The organism is Streptomyces sp. KM273126, from assembly GCF_004337435.2.
In the GTDB taxonomy this organism is placed as follows: domain Bacteria; phylum Actinomycetota; class Actinomycetes; order Streptomycetales; family Streptomycetaceae; genus Streptomyces; species Streptomyces acidicola.
Genome location: NZ_SJXB02000001.1, coordinates 1,359,982 through 1,385,003, shown reverse-complemented (window position 1 = coordinate 1,385,003; position 25,022 = coordinate 1,359,982). Strand labels below are relative to the sequence as shown.

Sequence of the window (25,022 nt, the reverse complement as noted above, 5' to 3'; positions counted from 1 at the left end):
GACGCGGTCGCGCCCGTCAGCCTCGGTCCACTTCTCGACCCGGCTCAAGCGCAAACTCGCTGGGCACCCCGTCTTTCCGGGCCGTCCGCTCGCTTCTCACCCGTGCTGGAGCGAGCCGAGTCAAGGGTCGGCCGCAGGCCGATCGCCGAAGGCGACGCGGAGCGACAGCGGAGCGCCCTTTACTCGGCTCGCGGAAGCACGACACTGGCCAAGAAGCGGGCGGCCCCCACGGCACGTATCGACTCGGGCCCACCGGACGCGACCTCTGTGAGGGCACTGACCGACGAACGGTAAGAGCAAGCGGGGCCCCTATCGGGCTTTCACGCCTTCGATGAACGCCGCCCACGCCTCGGCCCGGAACGCGAGCTTGGGGCCCCGGGGGTTCTTGGAGTCGCGGACGGGGGTGATGCCGGGGAGGTTCCGGGCGACCTCGACGCAATCACCGCCGGTGCCGTTGCTGTAGCTGCTCTTGCGCCACTGGGCGGTGCTCAAGTCACGTTCGGTGCTTGCCATTTCGATAATCCTCCGCCGCTGCGTCGATCATGGCCAGGGACGCCTCGGGTGGTAGTGCGGCGGCCCTGAGCAGATCGTACGACTGCCGGTACTGCTTCACGAGCGCTGGGTAATCGATGAGTTGGCCGCTGTGCAGACTCTCGGCGTAGACGAGGGGAGGGGCGTCCGCGAAGGTCATGAACTTGGTCATGCCCATCATGAACGGATGCGCTGCGGTGGTTTCCGGGACGATCTGCAGAAGGGAATGAGTGGAGCGCACCACCTCCGCGATGTGCTCCAGCAGGTCGGCCATCCCCTCGTCCGGCAGCACCAGGCGGCGGAGCAGCGACTCGTCCAGGATCGCCCAGAAGGCGGGAGGGGCGTCGGAGTCGAAGAGCGTTGCTCGCGACATGCGGGCCGCCACCTTCTGCTCTACTTCCTCGTCCGACGCCCGGGGCATGGCGGCGCGCACGATCGCGCGGGCGTATACGGATGTCTGCAACAGGCCGGGGACGAGCATCGGAGCCCACTCCTCGATCGCATCCGCATGCCGCTCCATCTCCGCCACATCGGCGAAGTACTCCGCATGCCCCGACTGCCGTGCCCTGCGGGCGTCTTCACAGCGCCGCTCGAAAAAGCCGTCCGTGCCGAGCTTCTGGTCGACGTGGCGGGCCAGGTCGAGGGGCATGCGGCGCTCCCCGCGCTCGATCTGACTCAGGAACGAGATTCCGCGGAAGCTCCCCTCCGCCAACTGCTCCAGCGTCAGGCCCGCCAGCTCCCTCTGGTAGCGCAACTCGGCGCCGTAGAAGGAGGGGACGTTCGCCGAAGCGTCGGGATCCTTGCGTGGGGGCACAACTCATCACCGTCTCTTTCCGGTTGCGCTGCGCAACGCGAATCCCTTTCACGGTACGTCGCGTGACGCCACTCTGTGAGTGATTCGTCACGGAGCGCACACGAAGGTGCGCGGAACAGGAAAGGCGTACCAGCTCATGCCCCCACAGCCCCCTCCGGCAACCCCGCGCCCGGCAACCCCTCGGTCCACGACACGGCGCTGTGCGTGGAGGAGTTGCGGGCAGCCCTCGCCGAGCACGGCATCACGCTGCCGTCGCTTCGCGTGGATCTGCCGAGCTTCGCGAGCGCGTACCCGTCCGAGGGCGGCCTGCTCGCACTCGGCAACTGCAACGTTGCGACGGCGCGCACGCTGGTCGCCGTACTCCGCGGGGCGGCGGACCGGTGAGCGAGGTGTACGAGACGTCAGCGGACCTGGAGGTCGAGCTGCTGGCGTTCCCCAAGGCGGTACCCGAGCTGCGCCGTGTGGTGCGGGAGCATCTGGGTGCTCCGTGCGGGGACGTGCAGCTGTGCGTCAGCGAGCTGGTCGGCAACGTGATTCGGCACGTGGGGGAGGGCGCCCCTTTGCGGCTCCGCGTGTCGCGGGAGGGTGGTCTGACCCGAGTCGAGGTCGCCGACCCCGAACAGCGCGCCCAGCCTGTCCTCGTGCACGCCGCGGCCGACGACGAGACCGGGCGCGGGCTTGCCCTGCTGGACGCGGTGGCGCTGCGATGGGGTGTCGAACAGGGGGCGTCCGGCAAGACGGTGTGGTGCGAGCTGGGTGAGGTTGGCACGGTGCGGAGCGGGAGCGGCTTGGGCAACGCGGCTCAGCCTGTGTCTCCTGAGACGGGTCCGGCCGACGTGCGAAACGCCTCGGCCGCGGCGGCTCCCCCTCCGCGCCGCCGCGGCCGATCCCCGTCGGGATGATGGTCTACTTGCCGTCCAGCTTCAGGGCGGGCGGGGCCGGCATGGGGTTGTCCATCGTGGTGAGGGCGTCCTTGGCCGGGCCAGTGGGCATCGGGTTGTCCAGCGTGGTGACGTTCGGCTTCGGCGTGGGCATCGGGTTGTCCAGCGTGGTGACGTCCGGATCCGCCGTCGGCTTCGGCGTGGGCATCGGGTTGTCCAGCGTGGTGACGTCCGGATCCGCCGTCGGCTTCGGCGTGGGCATCACTTCGTCGAGCGTGGTGATGTTCTCGTCCGCGGTCTGGACGTCCCCCTGGGCGGTCTCCACGTCCTTCTTCTTGTCCGTCATGCGCTTGACTTCCTCTGCTGTGGTGACGAGTGAGGAACGCCCGTCCAGAAGCTCCCCCGAGGGCTGCTGGACGGGCGTTCGGAGCCGCACCTTAACTGGTCGGGCTCCTGATCAGACCGCCTGCCCCCCGACGCGACGGTGTGACAGGTACGAGAGTGCCGGGTGGAGATAAACGAATGCTGAACGTCCGCGACTGTCTGCTGGGAGAAGCGCCGTTCACGCCGCGGTGGCGGGCGTCAGCAGCGCGCGCACCACGTCGGCCTCCTCGGTCCCGTTCTGTTCGTAAAGGCCCAGCGCGTCACGCCAGCAGGCCCTGGCCCGGTCCACCTGACCCAGTACGGACAGCGCACGTCCCAGAAGCGTCAGGACGTTCCCTCGCATCCGGTCACCACCGATGCAGCCGAGGGCGAGGGCCTGCTCGGCGTGCTGGGCCGCTTGGGCGGGGCGCCGTGCGGCCAGGTGCACCTCGGAGATACGGAAGTGGGTGGTGCCCTCCCAGAGCCGTTGCCGGTGGTCGCTGAGGATGCCCAGGGCTTCGAAGAACTGACCGAGGGCCTCTGTGTGCCGATCGGCCCGGTTCAGAGCGATGCCCACGGCGTAGTGGCTGTTGGCGAGGCGCACCGTGCGGCCGAACTCGGCGTGGATGGCGACACCACGCTTGGCGAACTCGACCGCCTTCGCGATGCTGCCCATGCCCAGGTGGGCACGGGAGAGGTTGCACAGGCTGGTCGCCTCGAAGGGGCGGTTGCCGGCTGCCCGCAGCCCCTGGATCGCCTGGTCGAAGAAGGGTTTGGCGTCCGCGTACCGGCCCTGGTGCAGGCAGATGAGCCCCCGGTTGTTGGCCCCCCAACTGGCAGCGGTCGCGTCCTGCGCCGAGCCCGCGAGCTCCATGGCGAGCCGCGCCTCCTCCTCCGCCTGCTCGATGCGGCCGGAGACCAGGAGGACGTCGGTGAGGACCGTCCGTGCCCTGCCCTCCGCCCGGGCGTCCCCTGACGCCTGCGTGGCCTCGCACATTGCCCGTGCGGTTGTCTCGTACTGGTGGGAGTTGGCGCCTGACTCGGTGAGGTCCTTGGACGCCCACAGCAGATCCACCGCCCGCCGCAGCCGTTCCGTCCCCGCCGACTGTCGTACGCAGGCCAGCAGGGGTGCGGCCTCGGTGTAGAGCCAGTCGAGGGCCTGGCTTCCCTCGGTGAACCGCAGCCCCGCGTACTCCGTCACCTCCAGGTCGTCCACCAGCCGGTCCCCCGGCCGCTCGATCGCATAGACCTCTGCCGCCGTAGCCAGATAGAAGTCCAGCAACCGCGACATCGCCGCATCCCGCTCGCCCGGCGGCTGCTCGTCCCTCTCCGCGCACGCGCGCGCGTAGAGCCTCACCAGATCGTGGAAGCGGTAGCGTCCCGGCGCCGCCGACTCCAGCAGCGACGTGTCGACGAGGGACTCCAGCACGTCCTCGGTCTCGTCCACCGGCAGGTCCAGTACCGCCGCTGCCGCCGCCAGCGAGATGTCCGGCCCGTCCGCCAGCCCCAGCAGCCGGAAGGCCCGCGACTGCGCCGGCTCCAGCGCGCCGTACCCGAGCTCGAAGGTGGCCTTCACGGCCAGATCCCCGGCCTGGAGTTCGTCCAGTCGACGCCGCTCGTCCCCCAGCTTCGCCGCCAGTACCGAGACCGTCCATGTGCGGCGCGCAGCCAGGCGGGACGCGGCGATCCGGATCGCCAGCGGCAGGAAACCGCACGCCGCCACCACGTCCAGGGCCGACTCCCGCTCCGAGGCCACCCGTTCCTCGCCCACGATCTTCGTGAAGAGCTGGAGGGCCTCCTCGGGCGACATCACGTCCAGGTCGACGAGGTGTGCCCCGGCCAGGTCCACCATCCGTACCCGGGAGGTGACGAGCGCGGCGCACCCCTCCGTGCCGGGCAGCAGGGGCCGTACCTGGGCCGCGTCCCGGGCGTTGTCCAGGAGTACGAGGACCTGGCGGCCGTCCAGGACCGAGCGGTACAGGGCAGCCCGCTCCTCCAGGGAGTCCGGGATGGCCTCGTCGGCGGTGCCGAGGGCGCGCAGGAAGGCGCCCAGCACCGTTTCCGGTTCCGCGGCCCGCGTGCCCGCCCCTTGCAGGTCCACGTACAGCTGCCCGTCGGGGAAGGCTCCCCGCGCCTGGTGGGCGACATGGACGGCCAGCGTCGTCTTGCCCACGCCACCTATGCCCGCCAGCGCGGACACGGCCATGACGCGTCCCTCGGCGGCCGATGCCGACGCGAGTACCTCGCTCAGCTCGGACACGAAGGACGTCCGGCCGGTGAAGTCCGGGACGGTGGCGGGGAGCTGGGCCGGGCGCACCGGGGTGGCCGAGGGCTCCGGGGTCAGGGGGGCCGAGGGTTCCGCCAGGGCCGGGTCGGCCTGGAGGATGCGCTGCTGGAGTTCCTTCAGCCCGGGGCGCGGGTCCACGCCCAGCTCGTCCGCCAGCAGCCGCCGCGTGTCCGCGTACACGGCGAGGGCCTCGGCCTGGCGCCCGCTGCGGTACAGGGCCAGCATGAGCAGCTCGCGCAGGCGTTCCCGCAGCGGGTGGGCCGCTGTCAGGGCGGTGAGTTCGGAGACGGCTTCCGCGTGGCAGCCCTGTTCGAGGTCCATGTCCATACGGGTCTCGATGAGCTGGAGGTGCCACTCGTCCAGCCGTGCCCGCTGGGCCTCCGCGTACGGACCCGGGACGCTCGCCAGGACCTCGCCGTCCCACAGGCTCAGCGCCTTGTTCAGCAGTGCGCGGGCGTGGCAGAGGTCTCCGGTCGCCTTCGCCTTCTCCGCGTCGGCCGCCAGTTCCTGGGCCAGGGACAGGTCGAGGGCGCCGCTCGTGCCAGAGGGCTCGGTGGACCCGGAGGTCCCGGTGAACCCGGTGGACCCGGAGGTCCCGGTGTGCTGGTCGGCGAGGCGGATGGCGTAACCGCCCGACTCGCTGATCAGTACGCCGGGTGAGAGGACCTTGCGCAGACGTGAGGCGTAGGTGCGGACGGCGGCCAGGGCCTGGGAGGGCGGGTCGTCGCCCCACAGTGCGTCGATCAGTTCGCCCGCCGTGGCCGTACGGCCCTCGCGCAGCAGCAGCGCCGCCAGCAGGGCGCGCTGCTGTGGCGAGCCGGTGGGCAGGGGTTCCGCACCGCGCCAGGCGCGCACCGGGCCGAGCACGCTGAAGCGCAGCGCCGCGGACGCCTCGGCAGCTGGTTGCCGTGCGTCCTCAGGGCCGCGCTGCTCAGGCACTCGCGGTACAACGTCGTCCATCGCCGCCCCCTGGTCTCCTGACACCTAGGCCAGTTTGCCTTGTTCATGGCGGATGCGTCAGCCGTGGGGGGCACTGATCACAGGCCGCCACATGGGACGGCACAACGTTTACACACCCTCTCCTCGTGCGGTCGTACGTGATCCGGTCACGTACACGTCAAGGTTCGGCCACGCGCGCGGCCATGGAGGACCTCGCACACGGCCATGTGGGGCCTCGCGCCGAGGCCCCACGGCCCCGTCCGCGATAGCTGACGCATCGTCAGATCGGCGCTACCGTGCCCCCTATGGACACCATGGGCACCCCCTTCCCGAAGATCATCTCCGTCGACGACCACACGGTGGAGCCCCCGAACGTCTGGCAGGACCGCCTGCCGAGGAAGTACCGGGACACCGGCCCCCGTATAGTCCGTGCGCCCCTGAAGGAAATGACCTTCCTGGGCGGGAAGTTCGCCCCGGTCATGGGCTCCCCCGGCGACGACGGCCCCATCGGCGACTGGTGGGTGTACGAGGACCTGCACCGGCCCCTCACCCGCCTCGACACCGCCGTCGGGTTCGACCGGGACGAGATCAAACTGGAGGTCATCACGTACGAGCAGATGCGCCCCGGCTCGTACGACGTCAAGCAGCGCCTCGCCGACATGGACGTCAACCACGTGCAGTCGGCCGTGTGCTTCCCCACCTTCCCGCGTTTCTGCGGTCAGACCTTCACCGAGGCGCAGGACCGCGAGCTGGGGCTGCTCGGGGTCCGGGCCTACAACGACTGGATGGTGGAGGAATGGTGCGGGCCCGATGCCCGGGGCCGGCTCGTCCCGCTCACCCTCATCCCCCTCTGGGACGCCGAACTGGCCGCCGCCGAGGTCCGCCGCAACGCCGCACGAGGCGTGCGCGCCGTCGCGTTCTCCGAGATCCCGCCGCACCTCGGCCTGCCCTCCGTGCACACCGACGCCTGGGACCCGTTCCTCGCAGCCTGCGACGAGACCGGCACCGTGATCGCCATGCACATCGGGTCGTCGAGCAGGATGCCGTCCACGTCGGCCGACGCCCCGCCCGCCGTCGGCTCCACCATCACCTTCGCCAACTGCTGCTTCTCGATGGTCGACTGGCTGATGAGCGGCAAGTTCGAACGCTTCCCCAACCTCAAGGTGATGTACGCCGAGGGCCAGATCGGCTGGATCCCGTACATCCTGGAGCGCGCCGACGTCGTCTGGGAGGAGAACCGCGGCTGGGGCGGCGTCGCCGACAAGGTGCACCGGCCGCCGTCCGAGCTGTTCGCCGAGCACGTGTACGGCTGCTTCTTCGACGACGCCTTCGGGCTGCGCAACCTGGACTCCATCGGGGTCGGCAACGTGCTGTACGAGACCGACTACCCCCACTCCGACTCCACCTGGCCCGAGTCCCGCCAGGTCGGCGAGTCCCAGATGGGCCACCTGGACCCGGACGTGGTCGACCGGATCGTCCGGCGCAACGCCATCGACCTGCTGGGGCTGACGGACGACGGCCTGTGGCCCGGACCCGGGGGCGGTACCTCTTGAGCGCCCCGAAGCCCCTGCTGTACGGAATGCAGCTTCCCGTCCAGTCGCAGTCCACCCTCTACGCCGAGCCGTGGGAGGCCGACGCCCGGCCGGACGACCTGGCCGAGATCGCCCGCACCGCCGACCGCTCCGGTTTCGCGTACGTCGCGAGCTGCGACCACGTCGCGATCCCGCGCCGCCTCGCGGCCGCGATGAGCACCGTCTGGTACGACCCGGTCGCCACGCTCGCCTTCCTCGCCGCGGTCACCGAACGCGTACGGCTGCTCAGCCATGTCGCGGTCGTCGCGCTCCGGCACCCCCTCCTCACCGCCAAGCAGTACGCGACCCTCGACCACCTCTCCGGAGGCCGGCTGATCCTCGGCGTCGGCGCCGGGCACGTACGGGAGGAGTTCGAGGTGCTGGGCGTCGACTTCGCCGCCCGGGGTGCCCTCCTGGACGAGTCCGTCGACGCGCTCCGGGCCGCCCTCGGGCCGGAGGAGTTCCCGGCCCACCACGGGAAGGCGTACGACTTCGACGGGCTCGGCCAGCGCCCAAGGCCCGCCCAGCAGCATGTGCCCGTCTGGGTCGGGGGTTCCTCACCGGCCGCCGTACGACGGGCCGCCGTACGTGGGGACGGCTGGCTCCCGCAGGGCGACCCGCGCGACCGGCTGCCGGGGCAGATAGCCAGGCTGCGGGACCTGCGTGAGCAGGTGGGCGCGGAGGGTCCGTTCACCGTCGGCGCCATCACCGAACCGCTGTACGTGGGTGAGCCCGGCTGGGACGTCGGGCGGCGCACCCTCACGGGCGCACCCGAAGCGCTCGCCGAGTCGCTGCGGGCCTACCGGGTGATGGGCGTGGACCAGATCCAGGTTCGGTTCCGCAGCCGCGACCGCGGTGAACTCACCGACCAGATGACCGCGTTCGGTGCTGAGGTCGCGCCGCTCCTGGGCCCGTGACCCCATCCGTAACCCCAACCGTAAGGAGTGGCCATGGGCAAGCTGGACGGTCGTGTCGTCCTCGTCACGGGGGCGGCGCGCGGGCAGGGAGAGCAGGAGGCCCGCCTGTTCGCGGCGGAAGGCGCCAAGGTCGTCGTGGCCGACGTGCTCGACGACCGGGGCGAGGCGCTCGCGAAGGAGTTGGGTGCCGGCGCGCTGTACGTGCACCTCGACGTGGGCCGTGAAGACGACTGGCGGGCCGCCGTGGCCGCCGCGAAGGGCGCGTACGGGCGGATCGACGGGCTCGTCAACAACGCCGGCATCCTGCGCTTCAACAAGCTGGTCAACACACCCCTGGAGGAGTTCCAGCAGGTCGTCCAGGTGAACCAGGTGGGGGTCTTCCTGGGCATCAAGGCCGTCGCTCCCGAGATCGCCGAGGCGGGCGGCGGCACAATCGTGAACACCGCCTCGTACACGGGGGTGACCGGCATGGCGTACGTGGGCGCCTACACCGCGACCAAGCACGCGATCGTCGGGCTGACGAAGGTGGCGGCGCTGGAGCTGGCCGGGAAGGGGGTACGGGTCAACGCCGTCTGCCCGGGCGCCATCGACACCGCCATGACCAATCCGGCGCAGCTCGACCCGGGCGTCGACCACGAGAAGGCGGCGAACGCCCTCGACGAGTACTACCGGAAGCTCGTGCCGCTCGGGCGGGTCGGGAAGCCCGAGGAGGTGGCCCGGCTCGCGCTCTTCCTCACCTGCGACGACTCCTCCTACATCACCGGGCAGCCGTTCGTGATCGACGGGGGCTGGCTGGCCGGCGTCAGCATTGTCTGAGCGTCGCCTGACTGGCCGTCAGCTATTGACGGTGTCTGCGCACGGTGCCACAGTCGGCGGCATACCGCCGATCTGACGAAGTGTCAGAAACAGACTGGGGACGGTGAACCTCCTTGGAATTCGGGCTCTTTGTACAGGGATACGTGGGCAAGCGGGCCGAGACCGACCCGCTCGCGGAGCACAAGGCGCTGATGGAGGAGACCGAGTACGTCATCCAGGCGGACAAGTCCGGCTTCAAGTACGCCTGGGCGTCCGAGCACCACTTCCTGGAGGAGTACTCCCACCTCTCCGCCAACGACGTCTTCCTGGGCTATCTGGCGCACGCCACCGAGCGCATCCACCTCGGCTCCGGCATCTTCAACCCCCTCGCCCAGGTCAACCACCCGGTGAAGGTCGCCGAGAAGGTGGCCATGCTGGACCACCTCAGTGAGAACCGCTTCGAGTTCGGCAGCGGGCGGGGAGCCGGGAGCCATGAGATTCTCGGCTTCCTGCCCGGGATCACCGACATGAACCACACCAAGGAGATCTGGGAAGAGACCATCGCCGAGTTCCCGAAGATGTGGCTCCAGGAGGAGTACGCCGGGTTCCAGGGCAAGCACTGGTCGCTCCCGCCGCGCAAGGTGCTGCCGAAGCCGTACGGGAAGGCGCACCCGGCGATGTGGTACGCGGCCGGTTCCCCGCCCTCGTACGCCATGGCCGCCCGCAAGGGCCTCGGCGTGCTCGGCTTCAGCGTGCAGAAGGTCTCCGACATGGAGTGGGTGCTGGAGCAGTACAAGACGGCGGTCGTGGATGCCGAGCCGATCGGCGCCTTCGTCAACGACAACGTCATGGTGACGTCGACCGCGATCTGCGCGCCGACGCACGCCGAGGCGGTGCGGATTGCCGCCGGCGGTGGGCTGCACTATCTGCCCTCGCTCGTCTTCCGGTACCACGACACGTTCCCGCGGCCCGAGGGGTTCCCCCAGTGGCCCGAGACGCTGCCCGAGTACACCGAGGAGATCATCGAGCTGCTCATCGCCGAGGAGCTGCTGATCTGCGGTGATCCGGACGAGGTGCTCACGCAGTGCAAGCGGTGGGAGCAGGCCGGGGCGGATCAGTTGAGCTTCGGGTTGCCGGTGGGGATCTCGCGGGAGGACACGTTGCAGACGATCAGGTTGGTCGGGGAGCACGTGATTCCGAAGATCGATACGGATCCTGTGCATCGGACTACGCGGTTCCGGGGGGCTGTCTGAGCTTGGACGGCGGCTGCGGGTCGTCTGTGGTTGATCGCGCCCACGCGGCGGAGCCGCATATCGACACAGTCACGCGCCCCTTTCAGGGGCGCGCCCACTCACCCGAGGAGGTATGTGCTCATGCTCGACCACGTCATCAAGGGTGCGACCGTCGTCGACGGTACCGGCGCGCCCGCCTTCACCGCCGACGTGGGGATACGTGACGGGCGGATCGCTGTCGTCGGGACCGTCACCGAGGAGTCCCGTACGGTCGAGGACGCGAGCGGGCTCGTCCTCGCCCCCGGTTTCGTCGACCCGCACACGCACTACGACGCCCAGCTGTTCTGGGACCCGTACGCGACACCGTCCCTGAACCACGGGGTGACCACGGTCGCGGGCGGGAACTGCGGGTTCACGCTGGCCCCGCTCAACCCCGCCCGCCCCGACGACGCCGACTACACCCGTCGCATGATGTCCAAGGTCGAGGGCATGTCGCTGGTCGCCCTGGAGGAGGGTGCGCCCTGGAGCTGGCACACCTTCGGGGACTATCTGGACGCCCTGGAGGGGCGTATCGCCGTCAACGCGGGCTTCATGGTGGGGCACTGTGCGCTGCGGCGGTACGTCATGGGGCCGGACGCCGTGGGCGGGCAGCCGTCGCCGGAGCAACTCGACGCGATGGTACGGCTGTTGGGTGAGGCGATGGAGGCGGGAGCCTGGGGGCTGTCCACCACCCAGTCGCGCTCGCACTCCGACGGCGACGGGCAGCCGGTCGCGTCCCGGCACGCGCAGCCCGCCGAGCTGCTGGCGCTCTCGCGGGCCGTCGGCGAGTACGAGGGCACGCAGATCGAGGCGATCGTGGCGGGCTGCCTGGACCAGTTCAGCGACGAGGAGATCGACCTCTTCGTGGAGATGACCTCGTCCGCCGGCCGTCCCCTGAACTGGAACGTGCTGACGATCGACGCGGCGGTCCCCGAGCGCGTACCGCGGCAGCTCCTCGCCAGCGAGCGCGCCCGCAAGTCCGGCGGCCGGATCGTCGCGTTGACCATGCCGATCCTCACGCCCATGAACATGTCGCTGGGCACGTTCTGCGCGCTGAACCTGATCCCGGGGTGGGGGCCGATCCTGAGCCTGCCCGTCCCGGAGAGGATCGACAGGCTGCGCGACCCCGAGGTGCGGGCCGAGATGCTGAAGGGCGCCCACTCCAAGGAGGCGGGCGTGCTGCGGCGGCTGACCAACTTCGGCCGGTACGTCATCGGGGACACCTACAGTGCGGCCAACGAGGGCCTGACCGGCCGGGTCGTACGGGACATCGCGGCCGAACGCGGCCAGGAACCCTTCGAGTGCCTGGTGGAGATCTGTGCTGCGGACGACCTCCGCACCGTCCTGTGGCCGATGCCCACGGACAACGACCCCGACTCCTGGGCCCTGCGCTCCGAGACCTGGCGGCACGAGGACGTCATGCTGGGCGGCTCGGACGCGGGTGCGCACCTGGACCGCATGTGCGGCGCCCCGTACACCACGCGCTTCATCGGTGACTGTCTGCGCGGGCGGAGGCTGGTGCCGCTGGAGCAGGCGGTGAAGATGCTGACGGACGACCCGGCGCAGCTGTTCGGCCTGCGGGAGCGGGGCCGGGTGGAGGAGGGCTTCCATGCGGACCTGGTCCTCTTCGACCCGGAGCGCATCGACGCGGGCAAGGCCACCCTGGTGCACGACCTGCCGGGAGACAGCCCGCGGCTGGACTCCAGGGCGCTCGGCGTACGGGCGGTCTGGGTCAACGGCGTCGAGGCGATCCGGGACGACGTCGTGACCGGTGCCGTACCGGGCAAGGTGCTCCGCTCGGGGCGGGACACCCGGACGGTGAGTACCAGGTGACAGCCGGGGTGACAGCCGGTGGGACAGCCGGGGGAAAGTTGTTCATCGGTGGCGCGTGGGTCGAGCCGGACGGCGGGCACTACGAGGTGGTCGACCCGGCGACCGAGGGGGTCGTCGGGTGGGCGCCGGAGGCCTCGCGGGACCAGGTGTACGCGGCCGCCGCCGCGGCCCGCGAGGCCTTCGGCCCGTGGTCGCGTACGTCCCCGGAGGAGCGGGCGGTGATTCTGGCCCGGGCGTCGGAGCACATCCAGCGCCATCTCGTGCCGTACGCCGAGCTCGCGCAGGCCGAGAGCGGTGCGACGACCGGGACGGCGCGGGCGATGCAGGTGGCGGTGGGCGCGTCGCGTTTCAGGCGGTACGCGAAGGGCGCGCTGGAACCCGTCGAACAGCCCCTTCCGCCGCAGATCAACGAGGCGGGCCCCTTGGGCAAGGCCGCGGTGACAGGCGCCCTGGCGATACGTCAGCCCGTCGGCGTCGTCACCTGCGTCACGTCGTACAACAACCCCTGGGCGAACCCGGCCGGCAAGATCGCCCCCGCGCTGGCCATGGGCAACACGGTGGTCGTGAAGCCCGCCCCCCAGGACCCGCTCTCCGTCTACCGCCTGGCCGAGGCCCTGCAGGCCGCGGGCGCCCCGCCGGGCGTCGTGAACGTGGTCAGCGGCTCCGGCGCGGAGGCGGGTGAGGCGGCCGTCGACTCGCCCGACGTCGACATGGTGAGCTTCACCGGCTCGACGGCCGTCGGACAGCGCATCGCCGAGGTGTGCGGGCGGGGCATGAAACGGCAACTGATGGAGCTGGGCGGGAAGGGCGCGGCCGTCGTCTTCGACGACGCGGACCTCGGCTCGGCGGTGGCGGGCATCGGCACGACGTTCTCGTTCTACAGCGGCCAGATCTGCACGGCCCCCACGCGGGTGCTCGCCCAGCGCGGGGTGTACGACGCGCTGGTCACCCACCTCGCGGCGTACGCGGGCCGGTTGCCGGTGGGCGACCCGCGCGACCCGGGCACGGTCGTCGGCCCGGTGATCTCGGCCGCTCACCGGGACCGCGTGGAGTCGTACGTCGAACTGGGCCGCAAGGAGGGCGCGAGGGTGGTCGCGGGCGGCGAACGCCCGCCCCTGGACCGCGGTTTCTACGTCGCCCCCACCCTCCTCGCGGACTGCACCCCCGACATGCGGGTGGTCCGCGAGGAGATCTTCGGCCCGGTCGTGGTCGTCCTCCCCTTCGAAGACGAGGAGGAGGCCGTGGCCCTGGCCAACGACTCCGACTACGGCCTCATCGACTACGTCTGGTCCGGCGACGTGACCCGCGCCTTCCGGGTCGCACGGCGCCTGCGGGCCGGCGGAGTGGGCGTGAACACCGTCGGCCGCAACATGGAGGCCCCGTTCGGCGGCTTCAAGAAGAGCGGGGTGGGACGGGACGTGGGCTCGTACGCGCTGCACGCGTACAGCGAGGTGCAGGCGGTGGTGTGGCCAGGGTGAGGCCGGGGTGACGCCGGGGTGACGCCGGGCCCCTCACCTCACCGCTGATGCTCAGGTGTTCGTCGCAGTACGAGCGTGACGAAGCCGAGGGTGCGGCGGTAGCCGTGCAGCCAGCCGGAGCGGTGCTCGGCGGCGGCCTTGAGTGCCTCGCCGCTGCCCCGGTCGTCGGGATGGTCCAGGGCCCACCGGGACAGGGACCCGGTCCACGACCACTCGTACTCGTCCCACTCCTCGGTGGTGCTGATGTGCCCGTACACCGGCGTCCACCCGTCCGCGACGATCCTGTCGACGGTCGCCCCGAGATCGGCGTAGTCGTCGGCCGCGAACCCGGCGTCGAGCGTGCCCTGGCCGGGCTCACGCTCCCAGAAGGCGTCGCCGATCAGGGCCGTACCGCCCGGGGCGAGATGGCGCCGGGCCGCTTCGAGGGTGGGCAGCAGACCGCCGAAGGCGTGGGTGGCGCCGACACAGAGCACCAGGTCGAACGGCTCGTCGGCGGCGAACTCGCGGGCGTCCTGGGCGTGCAGGGTGACCCGGTCGCCGAGCCCGCGCGCGGCGATCTCGTCGCGGGCCCCGGCGATGGTGCCGGCATCCAGGTCGACCCCGTGGGCGCTCACCCCCGGCCGCCCCTCAACGGCCCGCACCAGCCAGGCCGCCTCCCCGCACCCGAGATCGAGTATCCGCTCGTCCCTGTCTAGCTCGGCCCCGTCCGGCACGGTCCCGTCCCGCAGGGCGCGATCGAGGAGGCGGGCCACGGAGGTGTCGCTCAGGGGCGCGGCGACGGGGTGGTCGGCGTGGGCGAGGGCGCTGATGCGTCGGCGATCCATGGGGAGGATCTTGGCGTGGGTGAGGGATGGCTGTCTGCCGGTTTTCGTGTGGTCGTGCGGTCGTCGCGCGGTCGTCGCGCGGTCGTGGGGCCGGTGGCCGGCTGCCTGGTCGAGGAGTACGGCTGCCGCCCGACGCGGTTGATGTCTGAACGGAGAGCGACCCTGTGGCCAACACCACATGGCGGTGGCCGACTGGGGCCGAGCCGCATTCCTACCTCCCCGGCTGCTGTGTCGGAGTGCCCAATAGAGAGGTGATGAGCGAGTGTCAGTTGTGAATTTTCTTTGACAATTGAGGCGCCATGGGTGAGGCTCCGTTGGGTTGCTCACGTCAAGACTTGTTCAAGGGCGTGGCACTTTGTGGCTGACGGCCTGACCCGCCGTTCGGTATCACCTGATCGACGCGTGCCGACCTCTTTCTGTGCGGCACGACTGATCGTTGATCTTTCATTTCATGGGGGGAGTTCGTTTATGGTGCGGCGCGGCATGCTCTGGCGGCCGACAGCGGTGACTCTTGCGGCCTTAGCCGCGGCGACGGTCCTGAACACGGGTCCGATGGCTGGTGTTTCACAGGCGGCGCCTGGTGACGGGACGGGCTCCCTGGTCGAGGATTTCGCTTACCCGGACCGGGACAAGCTGTTGGCCGAGAAAGGCCTCAAGCTCATCTCCGGTGACGGGAACATCATGCTGGCCGACTGTGCCTCCGGCGGCAGTGATCTGCTGCGGATCAACAGTCGTACCAGCGGTAATGCGTGTTTCGCGGTTTCCGGGCCGGTGGGATATCTGGCTTTGGAGATCGAGAAGAGCTACTTGGCGAAATCCGACACCCGGGACGGCGTCACGGCGACGGTGCGCACGGAGGATCCCAGGACCAACGAGAGCAAGGTCGAGGAGATCGGCCTGGAGCCCGGGACCTGGATGACGTTGGGGGAGGGGATCGATCCCGCCCTCACGTCCACGGTGCTGGAGCTCAGCGTCGGCGAGGACAAGCCCGCGGTGGTGACCGGCGACTCGGCCCGTCCGTGGCTGGCCCGTGTCGTCGTGGGACGGGCCGGTCAGGCGGAGGGCCGGGGATGCAGCGGTGCCCTGGTCGACAGGACCTGGGTGCTGACCGCGGCGAGTTGCTTCTCCGACGATCCGGCCAAGCCTGTGCAGGCGGGCGAGCCGACGCGCGAGGCCACGGCCGTCTTCGCGGGCAAGGCCCCGGTGAGGATCAACTACCTGGTGCCGCGTGACGATCGTGACGTGGTGCTGGCCCGCCTGGCGGGTCCGCTCACCGACATCGCCCCCGCCACCCTCGCGGGCAGGGCGGCCGCCGACGGAGCGCCGCTGGTCGCCGCCGGATACGGCCGTACCGACAAGGCGTGGGTGCCCGGCGGCCCCCACAACAGCAGCGTCACCCAGAGCAGCACGAGCGCGACGAGCGTGACGCTGGCGGGCGGCCGGATCTGCAAGGGCGATGCCGGCGGTCCGGTCCTCGACGGAGGGGGCCGTATCACGGCGGTGCAGAGCCTCGCCGACCACGTCGGCTGCCTGGGCCAGTCCGGGCAGGGCGACAGCGCCACCGCGGCCCGCACCGACAACATCGCCGCCTGGCTCAACAGCAGCGCCTTCACCGGTAAGGCCGCCTTCGCCCTGGATGAGGGTGCCGGGTCGCGGCGTGTGCTCGGGGGCGCGGCGCAGGAGTTCACCGCGGCGCTGGCCGGTGGCGCCGAGCCGGGCGCCGTGGGCAAGGTCGGTTCGGCGTTGCGGCTGAACGGGACGTCGGCGTACGCGGCGACGGCTGGTCCGGTGGTGGACACGACGAAGTCGTTCTCGGTGTCGGCGTGGGTGAAGTTGGACGACAAGGACAGGAACCACACGTTCCTGTCGCAGTCGGGGAATCGTGCCAGCGGGTTCCAGCTGTACTACTCGAAGGCCTACGACAAGTGGGTGTTCAACCGGCACTCCAAGGACGCCGACGACGCGGCGACCATCCGGTCGCTGAGCACGAGCGCGGCGCAGGCCGGGGTCTGGACGCACCTCGCGGGGACGTACGACGCCTCGGCCCAGAAGATCCAGCTGTTCGTGAACGGCAAGGCGCAGACGGCGACCGAGTTCACCACCCCCTGGCGGGCGGGCGGTGGCCTGCAGATCGGCAGGCTGCGCTGGCAGGGGGCCTGGCAGGAGAACACGGGCGGCCTCATCGATGACGTGCGGACGGTCCAGTCGGTCCTGACGCAGGCCGACGCGACCACGATCTCCGGTGGCGGACTCCCCGCGCATCTGCAGGAGTTGGCCTCGTTCCCGCTGGACGAGGGCGCGGGTGCCACGCGGGTCAGTGGCGGCATGGGCGCCGGTCCGGTGGCGACCGTGGCCGGGGCCGGGGCTCAGCTCGGTGCCGCGGGCAAGGTGGGTTCGGCCTTGAAGCTGAACGGGACGACGGCGTACGCGGCCACGGCTGGTCCGGTGGTGGACACGACCAAGTCGTACTCCGTGTCGGCATGGGTCAAGCTCGACAACAAGGACAGGAACCACACGTTCCTGGCGCAGTCGGGCAATCACGCCAGCGGCTTCCAGCTGTACTACTCCAAGACCTACGACAAGTGGGTCTTCAACCGGCACGCCACCGACGTCGATGAGCCGGCGATCGTCCGGTCGATGAGTACGGACGTGGCGCAGGCCGGGGTGTGGACGCATCTGGCCGGGGTGTACGACGCGTCGGCGAAGAAGATCCAGCTGTTCGTGAACGGCAGGCCCCAGGCGGCGGCCGACTTCACCACCCCGTGGCGTGCGTCGGGCGGCCTCCAGATCGGCAGGCTGTACCACCAGAGCACCTCCCAGGAACACCTCGCCGGGACCATCGACAACATCCGTGTCTGGGACCGGGCCATCGGCGTCGACGAGATCTTCAACGACGGTATCCAGGTCAAGAACTGACGGTCGCAGAACCGTTTCCTTTCCGGGGCCCGGTAGGCAAGTCCTGCAAGTCCTGCAGTACCGGGCCCGGTTTCTTCTCAAGCACCGGAGACCAGTTCTCCGCTCGCTTGATCGCCTGATGAGCAGGATCAGTGATGAGACTCAAGGGCAGATTCGTGCTGCCGTTAACAGTGACGACGGCGTTGGCCACGGCCCTGCCGACGACCGCTTCGAGTGCCCTGCCGGCGGCATCGCCCCCGGCCCAGGCCTCCTCCCTCCGGCCGTCCGGCCCAGCCGAGACAGCGGCTTTCGCCCTGGATGAGGGTGCCGGGTCGCGGCGTGTGCTCGGGGGCGCGGCGCAGGAGTTCACCGCGGCGCTGGCCGGTGGCGCCGAGCCGGGTGCCGTGGGCAAGGTCGGTTCGGCGTTGAGGCTGAACGGGACGTCGGCGTATGCGGCGACGGCTGGTCCGGTGGTGGACACGACGAAGTCGTTCTCGGTGTCGGCGTGGGTGAAGTTGGACGACAAGGACAGGAACCACACGTTTTTGTCGCAGGCGGGGACGCGTGCGAGCGGCTTCCAGTTGTACTACTCGAAGGCTTACGACAAGTGGGTCTTCAACCGGCACTCCAAGGACGCCGACGACACAGCCATCGTGCGCGCGCTCGGCAAGGACGCCGCGCAGACCGGTGTGTGGACCCATCTGACCGGCTCCTACGACGCGGACAAGCAGACGCTGTCGCTGTTCGTGAACGGCCGGCTCCAGCAGACGGTGCAGGCCACCGCCGCCTGGCGGGCCACCGGTGGCCTGCAGATCGGCAGGCTGCGCTGGCAGGGCGCCTGGCAGGAGAACGCGGCCGGCCTCATCGACGAGGTGCGGACCGTCCAGTCGGCGGTGACGGAGGCCGACGCGACCTCGATGTACGGCGGTGAGTTACCGGAGCGCCTGCAGGAGTTGGCCTCCTTCCCGCTGGACGAGGGCGCGGGTGCCACGCGGGTCAGTGGAGGCATGGGCGCCGGTCCGGTGGCGACGGTGGCCGGGGGCGGCGCCAAGCTCGGTGCTGCCGGCAGAACCGGCACCGGGTTGCGGCTGAACGGGACGTCGGCGTACGCGGCGACGGCCGGTCCGGTGGTGGACACGACGAAGTCGTTCTCGGTGTCGGCGTGGGTGAAGCTGGACGACAAGGACAGCAACCACACCTTCCTCTCGCAGTCGGGGACGCGTGCGAGCGGCTTCCAGCTGTACTACTCCAAGGCCTACGACAAGTGGGTCTTCAACCGCCACTCCAAGGATGCCGACGACACGGCGATCGTCCGGTCGATGAGCACGGACGTGGCGCAGACCGGGTTGTGGACGCATCTGGCCGGGGTGTACGACGCGTCGGCGAAGAAGATCCAGCTGTTCGTGAACGGCAGGCCCCAGGCGGCGGCCGACTTCACCACCCCGTGGCGTGCGTCGGGCGGCCTCCAGATCGGCCGGGTGTACTACCAGGGCACGTTCCAGGAGCACTTCGCCGGAACTGTCGACGCCGTACGCGTCTGGGACCGGCCCGTCGTGATCGGCTGCTCCGGTACGGATGCGATCGGGCACCGGGGCGCACCCGAGGTCGCCCCGGAGAACACGATCGCCTCCCTGGAGGCGGCGGTCGATCGCGGTGCGGACTGGGTCGAGACCGATGTGCAGTTCACCAAGGACGGCCATCCGGTCCTCATGCACGACGACACCGTGGACCGCACGACCGACGGCACCGGACGCGTCGATCGGCTCACCGCCGAGGAGATCTCCGGGCTCACGGTGACGGGCGGTGGGAGCGTTCCCACGCTGGAACAGGCGCTGTCCTCCCTCAAGCCCAGGTCCGCCCGGCTCCTGTTGGAGATCAAGGGGCCACAGACCTCCGCGGCCGTCGACCACGCCCTCAGGCTGGTCTCCGAGGCCGGGATGACCGAGCGGACGCTGCTCCAGTCCTTCGACGAGGACGTGGTGCGGGACGCGGCGGCCTCCGCTAACAAGACCGAAGTCGCGCTGCTGCGCTCCACACTCGACGCCGATCCCGTGGCCACGGCCCGCGCGTTCAAGCTCAGCACCTACGCGGTGAAGTTCACCGGCCTTTCCGCTCGCCCCGCAGTGGTCGACCAGTTGAAGGCGGCCGGTGTCGATGTCTTCGTCTGGACGGTCGACACCGACAGCCAGTGGAAGACCACGGCTTCGTGGGGTGTGGACGGCGTCATCACCAATGGGCCGGATCGGTTCGTCCCGTGGCGGGACCAGAACTGTGTCGACAAGTGACGCATCGAAGTGTGACGCGTCGAAGAGTGACGTGTCGTTGAGAAAGAAGGAATCGGTGAGGAAATTAAGAGGTGTGCCGGGGCGGCGTGGCGTCGTGGCGACGCTGGCGGCCCTGGCGCTGCTGGCGGGCGTGGACGCGCGTCCCGCCGCCGCGGCTGACGAAGGGCCTGCGTACGACAGATCCGACGTCCTCTGGTACTGGGAGTACGGCGGCCCGGGCGTACGGCGGGCTGCTGAGGCCGTGCTGCTCAGTCCGGATCAGGACGTCGACACGTTCATGAACCAGGATCTGCCGGTCCTGGAGGAGCAGGACCTGCGGGTGCAGGTGGCGCAGGTCATGGCCATGGGCGGGCCGGGTGTGCGGGAGGCCGCCAACACCGCGCTGGACGGCGGGGCCGAGGAGCTGCAGAAGTTCCTGGACGAGGGAATCGTCCAGCCCTATGACGACGACCTGCGTGTCCAGGTCGCGCAGATCATGGCCGCGGGCGGGCCGGGGGTCAAGGAAGCCGCGAACAAGGCACTGGACGGTACTGCCGACGACTGGCGCAAGTTCATCGACCAGGGCCAGTACAAGGCGCGGGAGGAGGACAACCGGGTTCAGGTCGCCCAGCTGATGACGGCGGGCGGCCCGAACGTGAAGAAGGTCGCCAACCAGGTCCTGGACGGCACTCCCGAGGACGTGCAGGAGTTCCTGGACGAGGGCTGGCAGGTCGCGGCCGCGCGGGATCAGGAGACGCTGACCGTGGCCCAGTTGGCCGCGCTCGCCGACAAGGCGCAGAAGCAGGCCAGCCGGCTGACCGAGGAGGCCAAGGAGGAAGCGGCCAAGGCGGAGAAGGCGACGCAGCGGGCCAAGGAGGCGGCGCAGGTCGCGGCCAGGGAGGCGGAGGAAGCGAAGTCGTCGGCCGGAAGGGCGGCCGCCGCAGCGTCGCGGGCGGCTTCCGCGGCTGACCGGGCGGCTCAGGCGGCGCGTACGGCGGTGTCGTCGGCTGCGGCGGCGAACCGGGCGGCGCGGGTTGCGGCCACGGCGGCTGCGCAGGCGGCGTATGCGGCGGGCCGGGCGGGCAGCGCGGCGTCCACGGCCAGGTCGGCTGCGGCTGCGACGGCCGCTGATGCCGAGCGGGCGAAGGACGCCCGGATCGCCGCGCAGAACGCGAATGCTGCCGCTGACGGGGCGCGGAAGGCGGCCAAGGCGGCTGAGCAGGCCGGTATCGCCGCGGAGGCGGCGGGGGAGGCGGCCGGGGCCGCGGCCAGCGCTGGAGTCAACGCCGCGGCGGCTGCCACGGCAGCGGCTGAGGCGGGTCGCTGGGCCGGTGAGGCCGGTGCCAAGTCCACCGAGGCCGAGGCTGCCGCGGCAAGGGCCAGGCGACTGGCCGGCCAGGCCACGCGTGCGGCCAACGCCGCCCAGTCCAACGCCAGGCAGGCCGCCACGGCCGCCCGGCAGTCGCGTACGGCCGCCAACGACGCCGCGGATCATGCCGAGGCGGCGGCCAAGGCGGCGAACAAGGCCGCTGACGAAGCGGGAAATGCGGTGGACGCCGCGAAGGAGTCCAAGGCCGCGGCCGACGCCGCGACCGAGGCCGCGGGCGACGCGCAGAGCGCCGCCGACCGGGCCAAGACGGTGGCGGAGCTGGCGCGTAAGGCGGACGAAGAGCGCCTGATCCAGCAGCAGGAAGAGAACGTCCTGGCGGCGGAGGAGGCCAAGAAGGCCGAGGACACGCGGGTCGCCGCTGCCAAGTGGGAAGCGGGCCGGCTTCAGCAGCTCAATACCGAGACGCAGAAGCTCTGGGATGAGGCCGTGGCGGCGTCCGACCTGAAGGTCACGGCCACCAAGGGACGCCAGGTCGCGCTCAACCTCGCTTCCGCCGGAGGGACGTGGGCCCGCAGCGCTGCCGAGAACGCGCTGATGGGTACCGACGCCGATGTGGCGGAGTTCGTCCGTGCCGCTCTGGCGGTGGCGTTGGAGCAGGACGACCGCGCGAGCGTGGCGCACATCGCCAACACCACGGACAAGCCCGCGCAGCGGCAGGCCGCACTGGATGTGCTGGACAAGCCGATCGCGCAGGTGCGGGACTTCCTGCGGACGAAGGCCTATCCGGGCAAGGAACACGACGACCGCGTCACCGTCGCCCAGATCATGGCCGCGGGCGGACCGGGCGTGAAGGCCGCCGCCAACAAGGCCCTGGACGGCACGGCGGCCGACCTGCACCAGTTCCTGGAGGTCGGCCAGTACAAGGCCCGTGAGGACGACGACCGCGTCGCGGTCGCCCAGGCGATGACGAACGGCGGTCCCGAGGTCAAGGCCGCGGCCCAGGCGGTGCTGTCGGGGCCGGCTTCCGGACTGCGCGACTTCCTTCAGCTCGGTCTGTACCGGGCGCAGCAGCGTGACGCCAACACCGCCGCCCACATCGCCGAGGTCGACATCCTCCTCGCAGCGGCCGACCGGTCCGCGGCGCTGGCCCACAAGGACGCCGCCGAGGCGCAGCGTGTGGCGGCGGAAGCCGCCAAGGACGCCGCCGCAGCGGTCAAGTGGGCGGACAAGGCCCGGACTTCGGCGGAACAGGCGGCCGAGTACTCTCAGCAGGCCGACAAGTCCGCCGACCAGGCGGCCAAGTCGGCCGAGAAGGCCGCCGAGTCGTCCAAGAAGGCGAACAGTGCCGCGGCGGCGGCCCGCAAGGACGCCCAGGCGGCGACCCGTTCCGCACAACAAGCCGCCAGGTCCGCGAGCCTCGCCTCGAACTATGCCTCCCAGGCCAACGCCGCCGCGTACCAGGCAGGCATCTCCGCCGAGGCCGCGGGCAAGGACGCCGCCGCTGCGGCCAAGGCATCGACGGAGGCCATGAAGATCGCGGCCGAAAAGCTGCTCGCGGAATTCAAGGATCAGGTGCGGAAGGAAGCCGAGGCAGGCGGGGTCAGCAAGCCGCTCTCGGACGAGGAACTTCGGAAGATCATCGACAAGCGGTTCCGTGAGTACCGGGACGAGTACATGGAGCAGGGGGACCTGACTCCGGGCACCGTCCTGGTCTGTGCTGGTGACGGAGCCGGTGGAATGGCCTGCACCGAGAGCACCTACTTCGAGCGCCTGGTCGCCTGGTACGTCGGTGCCGAGGAGATCGAGAACTGCCTCCAGACGAAAAAGCTCTCGTGTCTCAAGGGCCTCGCGCTCAGTGCCTTCAAGCTCAAGGCGCTCAAGGCGCTGAAGGCGTGCCAGAAGAACAGCTTCGTACCGGGCACCCGCGTCCTGATGGCCGACCGGCGGACCAAGCCGATCGAGGACGTTCGCGTCGGTGACCAGGTCGTGGCCACCGACCCGCGGTCCGGCGAGACCGCGGCGAAGAGTGTCCAGGCGACCATCACCGGTGACGGCCAGAAGAACCTCGTCGACATCGCGGTCGCGGACCCCGACGCGAAGTCGACCGGCACACTGATCGCCACCGACCAGCACCCCTTCTGGGTGGCGGGCGCCAAGAACGCCTGGCTCGACGCGGCGGAACTCGAGCCGGGCGACCGGCTGCGGACCGACGAAGGCACCTACGCACAGGTCAATGCCACCAAGACGTGGACCACGCCCGGACAGCGTGTTCACAACCTGACCATTGCCGATCTCCACACGTATTATGTGCTGGCGGGCGAGACGCCGGTCCTCGTTCACAATGCGGACAAGTTCTGCGGGACCGACGCCGAAGCTTTGCAGGAGTGGGACAAGGCGACATTCGGCAGCTTGGAAGAAACTGCCACATATCACCTGAACAAGCATGGCAAGGGTCGAACTCTAGCTGAATACACTCGCGAAGCCCGGGATCTATGGAATAAGACGGAACAGAAGGATCGAATTCCCTGGAAGCTGCAGAATGGCGATATGGGATGGAAGATCAGAGGCGGTCTGTTCGGTGGCGAGGGGATCTACACCAAGGATGGGAAGATAGTTACCTGGCATGACTAGGGAATCCGAACTCAGCGAAGCCTACGAAGCCTTCATGGCGTTGCCATACCCGGACTACCCTCAGACAGAGGTGCTGCGAGACTGGAACTCTCGCCTATTGACACTCGACGGGTGGATTGCCGGGTATGCCAGTCGAGTCGAGGGTGGATCCATGGAGGCTGATGCCGTGCCAGGTGTCGACGACCTTATTTCCCAGGTCGACTCTCTTCGTCGAGACCTTGATTCGTTCGGTTCTCAGGTCGCAGCGGAAGGGCCCTTGCTGGAGGAGTATCGCTCTTACGTGGCTGCCCTGCATCGCCTGATCACAGAAATCGGCATCCTGGCGAGCACTGCAGGAAACTGATTGCGAAAGGCGCCCCGCCAGACCTTCTGGCGGGGCGCCCTCACGCCCCAAGCGGCCAGCGAGGTCCACATGTCTGGAACGACGACGACGTTCAGGCGCGAGGAAGGAACGGCGGTCGTCTGTTCTTCCGGAATGTTGACGGCGGGATTCAGATCGTTGCAAAGTCCGACAAGCCGAACGAATCCAAGGTGATTGCGAGGCTGAAGCAGATTTATGGACAGTGACTCCCTCTATCGTGTAGAGAATGAGCAGTTCAGTGCACTCTTCATGTTGGGCGCTGAGGACGACAAAGAATCCGTCGACAACGTAGATGCAGAGCTCAGCCTCCCAGGTGAAACGCGATGGAGCGCCACGTTCATGACGTTGCGTGCCATCGAGCAAGTGATGGCTCGATGGCAGGAGACTGGGGAGTGCTCCGGTGGAGCATACTTTCAGTGCCCGGATCTTGTGATCGTCCCAGAAGGTGGTGTAGCTGCAATGGTGGATTCCTTCGGGGCGATTATAGATTCAGGTGGTCCTGAAGGAGTTCTGCAGTTCCTGGCTGAAAGCTAGCCCGCCCGCTGGTTCTACAGCAGAGTAATCTGGGTGCCCCTTTCGCAGACATTCGGAGAAAGGGGCACCCTGGTGAAGTCGCGCCTGACCAGGTCAGCCCCCTGTCATGGATGTCGTCCCCAGTGTGCCGGGCCTTCGAAATCGGTGTGGGTGCGTCTCTCGCCGGCTTCGCCCGAGACGCGGAGTCGACCGGCGCATTGATCGCCACCGACAATCACCCCTTCTGGGTGGCGGGTACCGGGATCAGTGAAATAAGACGGAACAGAAGGATCGAATTCCCTGGAAGCTGCAGAATGGCGATACGGGATGGAAGATCAGAGGCCGTCTGTTCGGTGGCGAGGGGATCTACGCCAAGGGTGGGAAGATAGTTTCCTGGCATGACTGGGGAATCCGAATTCAGCGAAGTCTACGAATCTTTCATGGCGTTGCCATACCCGAACTACCCTCAGACAGAGGTGCTGCGGGACTGGAACTCTCGCCTATTGATCGCGGTGCCCCGGAAG

The 25,022-nt window shown here is 69.5% G+C and carries 18 protein-coding genes; 13 read left to right on the top strand and 5 right to left on the bottom strand.

Features of this window, described 5'->3' with window-relative positions:
* Window positions 1-309 precede the first annotated feature (309 nt).
* Both E0500_RS05945 and E0500_RS05940 read right to left on the bottom strand, forming a co-directional pair.
* On the bottom strand, window positions 310-513 hold the full coding sequence (locus tag E0500_RS05945) for a DUF397 domain-containing protein (RefSeq protein ID WP_131568802.1): 204 nt from the start codon (window positions 511-513) through the stop codon (window positions 310-312).
* Window positions 494-1,345 (bottom strand): helix-turn-helix transcriptional regulator, encoded by an 852-nt coding sequence (locus E0500_RS05940; RefSeq protein WP_131568800.1) that lies wholly within the window; start codon window positions 1,343-1,345, stop codon window positions 494-496. The genes E0500_RS05945 and E0500_RS05940 overlap by 20 nt, the downstream gene beginning before the upstream one ends.
* A 198-nt stretch (window positions 1,346-1,543) precedes the next feature.
* Between E0500_RS05940 and E0500_RS05935 the strand changes: the two genes are divergently transcribed.
* Both E0500_RS05935 and E0500_RS05930 read left to right on the top strand, forming a co-directional pair.
* Window positions 1,544-1,729 (top strand): hypothetical protein, encoded by a 186-nt coding sequence (locus E0500_RS05935; RefSeq protein WP_131568808.1) that lies wholly within the window; start codon window positions 1,544-1,546, stop codon window positions 1,727-1,729.
* Complete coding sequence (locus E0500_RS05930; RefSeq protein WP_309504972.1) at window positions 1,726-2,247, top strand: ATP-binding protein; 522 nt, start codon at window positions 1,726-1,728, stop codon at window positions 2,245-2,247. Before E0500_RS05935 ends, E0500_RS05930 begins: the two co-directional genes overlap by 4 nt.
* A 4-nt stretch (window positions 2,248-2,251) precedes the next feature.
* Here the strand turns inward: E0500_RS05930 and E0500_RS43565 are convergent, their stop codons facing one another.
* Together E0500_RS43565 and E0500_RS05920 are read right to left on the bottom strand one after the other, a co-directional pair.
* Entirely contained in the window at window positions 2,252-2,572 is a 321-nt protein-coding gene (locus E0500_RS43565; protein WP_258572637.1) for a hypothetical protein, read from the bottom strand.
* Window positions 2,573-2,788: 216 nt separating this feature from the next.
* Window positions 2,789-5,836: a BTAD domain-containing putative transcriptional regulator gene (locus E0500_RS05920; protein ID WP_131568798.1), complete on the bottom strand. Its 3,048-nt coding sequence runs from the start codon at window positions 5,834-5,836 to the stop codon at window positions 2,789-2,791.
* Window positions 5,837-6,120: 284 nt separating this feature from the next.
* Between E0500_RS05920 and E0500_RS05915 the strand changes: the two genes are divergently transcribed.
* From E0500_RS05915 to E0500_RS05890, 6 genes are all read left to right on the top strand, one after another.
* Entirely contained in the window at window positions 6,121-7,368 is a 1,248-nt protein-coding gene (locus E0500_RS05915) for an amidohydrolase family protein (protein ID WP_131568796.1), read from the top strand.
* Window positions 7,369-7,394: 26 nt separating this feature from the next.
* A complete protein-coding gene (locus tag E0500_RS05910) occupies window positions 7,395-8,303 on the top strand; it encodes an LLM class F420-dependent oxidoreductase (protein WP_131568804.1) in 909 nt (302 codons plus the stop codon).
* A 33-nt stretch (window positions 8,304-8,336) separates the two neighbouring features.
* Complete coding sequence (locus tag E0500_RS05905; protein ID WP_131568794.1) at window positions 8,337-9,119, top strand: SDR family NAD(P)-dependent oxidoreductase; 783 nt, start codon at window positions 8,337-8,339, stop codon at window positions 9,117-9,119.
* 113 nt (window positions 9,120-9,232) lie between these two features.
* On the top strand, window positions 9,233-10,351 hold the full coding sequence (locus tag E0500_RS05900; protein WP_131568792.1) for an LLM class flavin-dependent oxidoreductase: 1,119 nt from the start codon (window positions 9,233-9,235) through the stop codon (window positions 10,349-10,351).
* A 120-nt stretch (window positions 10,352-10,471) separates the two neighbouring features.
* Window positions 10,472-12,202: an amidohydrolase family protein gene (locus E0500_RS05895; protein ID WP_131568790.1), complete on the top strand. Its 1,731-nt coding sequence runs from the start codon at window positions 10,472-10,474 to the stop codon at window positions 12,200-12,202.
* An 8-nt stretch (window positions 12,203-12,210) separates the two neighbouring features.
* A complete protein-coding gene (locus tag E0500_RS05890; RefSeq protein WP_181586888.1) occupies window positions 12,211-13,680 on the top strand; it encodes an aldehyde dehydrogenase family protein in 1,470 nt (489 codons plus the stop codon).
* Window positions 13,681-13,718: 38 nt separating this feature from the next.
* Here E0500_RS05890 and E0500_RS05885 read toward each other — a convergent pair whose 3' ends face one another.
* Entirely contained in the window at window positions 13,719-14,504 is a 786-nt protein-coding gene (locus E0500_RS05885) for a cyclopropane-fatty-acyl-phospholipid synthase family protein (protein ID WP_131568786.1), read from the bottom strand.
* Window positions 14,505-15,056: 552 nt separating this feature from the next.
* Between E0500_RS05885 and E0500_RS05880 the strand changes: the two genes are divergently transcribed.
* From E0500_RS05880 to E0500_RS05860, 5 genes are all read left to right on the top strand, one after another.
* Entirely contained in the window at window positions 15,057-17,420 is a 2,364-nt protein-coding gene (locus tag E0500_RS05880) for a LamG-like jellyroll fold domain-containing protein (protein WP_181586887.1), read from the top strand.
* 320 nt (window positions 17,421-17,740) lie between these two features.
* Window positions 17,741-19,684 (top strand): LamG-like jellyroll fold domain-containing protein, encoded by a 1,944-nt coding sequence (locus E0500_RS05875; RefSeq protein ID WP_181586886.1) that lies wholly within the window; start codon window positions 17,741-17,743, stop codon window positions 19,682-19,684.
* 37 nt (window positions 19,685-19,721) lie between these two features.
* Window positions 19,722-23,624 carry a polymorphic toxin-type HINT domain-containing protein gene (locus E0500_RS05870; protein ID WP_258572635.1) on the top strand — a complete coding sequence of 1,301 codons (3,903 nt, stop codon included), beginning with the start codon at window positions 19,722-19,724 and terminating at the stop codon, window positions 23,622-23,624.
* Window positions 23,617-23,967 carry a hypothetical protein gene (locus E0500_RS05865; RefSeq protein ID WP_131568271.1) on the top strand — a complete coding sequence of 117 codons (351 nt, stop codon included), beginning with the start codon at window positions 23,617-23,619 and terminating at the stop codon, window positions 23,965-23,967. Before E0500_RS05870 ends, E0500_RS05865 begins: the two co-directional genes overlap by 8 nt.
* A 213-nt stretch (window positions 23,968-24,180) precedes the next feature.
* Complete coding sequence (locus E0500_RS05860) at window positions 24,181-24,519, top strand: hypothetical protein (RefSeq protein WP_131568269.1); 339 nt, start codon at window positions 24,181-24,183, stop codon at window positions 24,517-24,519.
* The last annotated feature ends 503 nt before the right edge of the window (window positions 24,520-25,022 follow it).